The 4,168-nt window shown below is 39.4% G+C and carries 2 protein-coding genes and 2 pseudogenes; 1 reads left to right on the top strand and 3 read right to left on the bottom strand.

Features of this window, described 5'->3' with window-relative positions:
• Nucleotides 1–414 (bottom strand): annotated as a pseudogene (locus BHE85_RS11275) (transposase); the annotation flags it as partial.
• 338 nt (nt 415–752) lie between these two features.
• Between BHE85_RS11275 and BHE85_RS28215 the strand changes: the two are divergent.
• Nucleotides 753–944, top strand: a pseudogene (locus BHE85_RS28215) (hypothetical protein); the annotation flags it as partial.
• 159 nt (nt 945–1,103) lie between these two features.
• On the opposite strand, the gene BHE85_RS11285 reads toward BHE85_RS28215, so the two are convergent.
• Complete coding sequence (locus tag BHE85_RS11285) at nt 1,104–2,813, bottom strand: ShET2/EspL2 family type III secretion system effector toxin (protein WP_004976019.1); 1,710 nt, start codon at nt 2,811–2,813, stop codon at nt 1,104–1,106.
• Nucleotides 2,814–3,244: 431 nt separating this feature from the next.
• The gene (locus BHE85_RS11290; protein WP_001121865.1) at nt 3,245–3,964 is read right to left on the bottom strand and encodes a type III secretion system effector phosphothreonine lyase; all 720 of its coding nucleotides are present in this window, start codon (nt 3,962–3,964) and stop codon (nt 3,245–3,247) included.
• Between the last annotated feature and the right edge of the window lie 204 nt (nt 3,965–4,168).

Below are 4,168 nucleotides of genomic sequence, written 5' to 3' on the forward strand. Positions count from 1 at the left end.
TTTGTTTTCTGTCTGAGGGGGCATGCTGTACCCGGTCGTAATAACCGCTCCTGGATACACCAGGTACCCGACACATCGCTTCAACAGGGAATTGTTGTCGCCATTGTTCGACTAACGCGTATTTTTCAGCGACTCCTGGGCAAAATACGCTGTTGCTTTTTTTAATATATCTCGCTCAAGTCGTGCTTCATTTAAAGCCTGACGCAGTTGCATAACTTCAGATTCCAGCTCAGCCACTGTGCGGGAGCCTGGTGTATTGAGCCCTTTTCTTGCGGCGGTAACCCATTGTCCTAAAGTGCCTTCAGGAACAGATAATCGGGAAGCGCCTTCACTGATCGAAAGCTGATTTTCAGGAACCGTTTTGACGGCTTCGGCTTTAAACTCCGTAGAGTAACGTTGGGTTTTTCTGCTCATTATTGGCTCCTTCTGATGCCATTCTATTTCAGGAAGGAGTGTCCGTTAAACTCAGGCTACCTCAGATAAGCTTGATACAACTGGTCTGGTATATACAGTTTCTTTGAGTGCGGTTACGTCCACAGAGGTAACGGTAAAAGTAACCCCTTGTCGGGACCACTCCGACCGCGCACAGAGGCATTTTCATCGCTGACAGGCCGCATTGCCTCGCAGGGCTGGAGGAGGATCGGTGATATCCGGACGACCGTACCGGCTTACGCCGGGCTTCGGCGGTTTTACTCCTCTGCCATGTGCAACAACGGAGTGCCGCCTTACATGCCGCTGGCGCGGCATATCCTGGTAACATTTTTGTTGATACCACCTTCCGGCCTTATCCTGACCAGTGGGCTTTCCTGGCATCGATGATACCGATGAACGCGCATGATATTGAGCCGACGATATTACGGGCAACTGGAAATACTCACCCTCTGGATGTGACCTTTATCCATGAAGAAGATTTGGCCATACCATGGAAACCTGAACAATCATCAGTTTACGCCCATGTAAACCCCTACGGGATATTTGAACTCGATATGGAAACAAGGTTGCCAATCGAGGTGGTTGCCTGAAAGTTGGCAGTTACCCGGTCACTACACCTTGTTGGAGTGAACATATCAAAAACAGGTAGTTACACAATTTAAATTACAGTCTCATAAAAAATGATTAAATCTATTTATTATTTCAATAAACGTTTTTTTCATCTTCTTTGAAAATTGTTCTGCTATAGTATCCGGTTCCAGATTGTTCTCTTTTATTATTCTACAATACTCTAATATTGTTTCTTTGTCTCTATTTACTACAGATACAAATACACCAGGAATACCATCTTTATTAGTTGCGGACAGCATTTCGACCAATCGTCTTGTGGTAAAACTATAGTTTTTTAGAATATTACAAAAGGCACGTATTGTTTCGGTATGGCCATTATAAAATGCCATAAAAAGTCCTGATGTACCGTTGGGATTTTTTATCCATAATAATTCATCTATATATTCCTGGTGAGGGGGGAGTATTTTTAGTATATCTCCATACGCCATAATGGCCTTTGTGTGCCCATTTTGAAGTGCCATAAACAACCCATGCTTTACTTTCAATAATTCTTTAATTTGTTCACTACTAAGCATTTTCTTATTAAGCAGACTTCCGAACATACGAATACTATCTGCATGTCCATTCTGCAATGCAAAAAATAACCCAGGTAAATCATGGCTGTCTTTCGCAGCTAATAGATATAATCTCTTATCGGAAGTTAACGGGGTTTTAAAGACTATTTCCCCATAGGCTTTTATTGTGTCTACATGTCCGTTCATAAAAGACATGCATAAACCCGGCACATTGTTTGCCCCTACCGCAGCAAGCAATGTAAGTATTGTTTCTTGACTAAGATTGCACATATTTAATATCTTACCATATACTTGAATAATGTCTGAACATCCGTTTTGAAGTGCTATATAAAATGCAGGAGTACCATCAGAGCTTCTCGTGGCCAGAAGGTTCACCAGTTTAGATTGAGAAATTTCACCATTTTTGTATTTTTCCATCAGTATAAATAATACTTCTGTCAGATTCTTTGTTATCGCATGATATATAACTCTGGAATTGATCAATTCATCTGGTAAAAGTTTCACTGTGTTTGTTAGAGGGGAATTATGCCTATCTTCAAATATTACCTGCCCGGGTTGCTCCAGACCATAAATTTTCCAATAAAAATCATCAAAAAAATCCTTAGCGGATAATTGACTCAGTTCGAAATGGCTATCACAAGTAAATACAGTACGTTTATGAGTAACAGTTCGATTAGGATCGAAAAACTGAACAACCCATTTTTCACTTTCTTGTACGCGCTTTATTTTCAACCCTAACGCCATTTGGTGGTTTAATGTGCATGCTGATAATGTTCTGACAAAGTCTCCATTTTTTTTCATGTTATAAAAAAAATTAGTAATAACTGTTCCCCACTTTTTATTTTCCACAAAATAAATATAAGCTGGTGATTTTGAAAAATCTTCCGTTTTTTCCAAACATACATTTTTTGCAATAGCATCAGGGGTGCTAAGAAGCTGATAGTTTACCTTCCCATTTGTTTCCATAAAATTCATTTCCCAATAGGAAGCTAGGTGACGGCAAACTATTTGTCTTCCATATATATCTTTTGCCACTCCATTTATATTTACCTTCACATTTCTCTTTTCTGAAAAATAAGGTGCTGTTTTATTCTTAAACTGAATTAGTTCACTGGAGTTTGAGACCCTCATAATAGAACTTGTTATTGTTCTATTATCTCTGTTAACAGACATATCTGTTGATAACGAATTTTTTGTTGAAAATATACTAGATGAAAATGTTTTATTTAACGGCATAGAAGACAACCATAGAGATGTTATAATACTATTAGATTGCAGTTACTAATAGTAAAAGCCTCCTTACAAGGAGGTAGCTTATTCAGAATGCTCCTATAAGATAGCGAGCTCGTCAACGATACAGATGATCTGATTATATTGTGCAAAAGGAGAACAGGAAAATAGGCACTGGAAAAGATGAAGGCCTGATGGGAGCATTAACTAATGCAAAATCCGACAGGTTAATATCCCGAAAAGCAATCAAACGACTCAAACAGGAGATGCACGCTGAAGTGGTGGACAACTGTTCGGATTTCAGATGAGTAGCTCAGCAGTTTATGAGCCGAATGCTCTGTCACGGTCAGGAATCAGGCTGCATACGCTGTGCCAAATCTAATCGTAGTTATTCTAACCAGTTTTCCAGCTACAAGGTGGTGTAGCTGGCATCTTCTCTACTCTATCATCAAACGATAAAATGGTTCCTCTCGTAACATTTGCTCTTGCCTTTCACTTCCATCTCGATCGCTTCGTAGTTCATTACGATAGCTGACATATTTCCAGTCTTCAGGTCTAACATCTGACGCCGGATACTCCCCGGGAGCGATTTTGCTTCTTAATAGATTAGACTCGAGACACATTATAAATTGTCGTATTTTATGAAGTAATAAAGCACTATATTGCGAGCATTCCTGATCTGATTTTACATATAGCGTAAACTGAGCTCCTATCCCCACACGAGATTGCTGAGAAACTCGATTCATATCAGTTATCTTCCATTTATCTATAGGACTGTCCTCTGAAAATAATAAACCAGACAAAATTTGGAATGCCAGAGGAACTTGCTCCCTAGCTATACTAATATGAAACTTGTCCCCAACAAAATCCCCCTTACTCTGAGGATTTTCACGACATGCATGAATAAACACATCTCCACTATGGTTCACAATCTGGAATCCTTGGTACATGACAGAAAAAAATTGACATATATCAGAGTAAGTTGGCACGTTCGATGCTACTTTGAAATAGTACGCTGGGTATTGCCGTATTTGGTTGTACAATATATTGAAGTTATTTTTCAATCTTTCATTCGCAGAAAGCATCTGCGGTATTTCAGACCTCACAACATTCAAAGAATCTAAATTTAGTTTTAGACAGGGCTTTTTTATGGGCATAGAAAACGTCCTCTATAAAATAGATATATTATCTTATATTGATTGTTTATCATCTTTTATAAAACGATACATTATATGTAATGTATGTAAGCGTAAGGGTCTTCTCCGATCATGGTGGGAAGGCTTAGAACGCCATATTCAGTTTCCCATAGTGGAACATCACTCCCAGCTTAAAGCGCTCCCGGTTGCGGTAGCCCTTGGCTT

This window comes from Shigella sp. FC1567, from assembly GCF_001743015.1.
In the GTDB taxonomy this organism is placed as follows: domain Bacteria; phylum Pseudomonadota; class Gammaproteobacteria; order Enterobacterales; family Enterobacteriaceae; genus Escherichia; species Escherichia coli.

Coding starts and splice junctions, on each gene's coding strand:
- BHE85_RS11285 (WP_004976019.1), bottom strand. CDS start 2,813: ATGCCGTTAAATAAAACATTTTCATCTAGTATATTTTCAACAAAAAAT.
- BHE85_RS11290 (WP_001121865.1), bottom strand. CDS start 3,964: ATGCCCATAAAAAAGCCCTGTCTAAAACTAAATTTAGATTCTTTGAAT.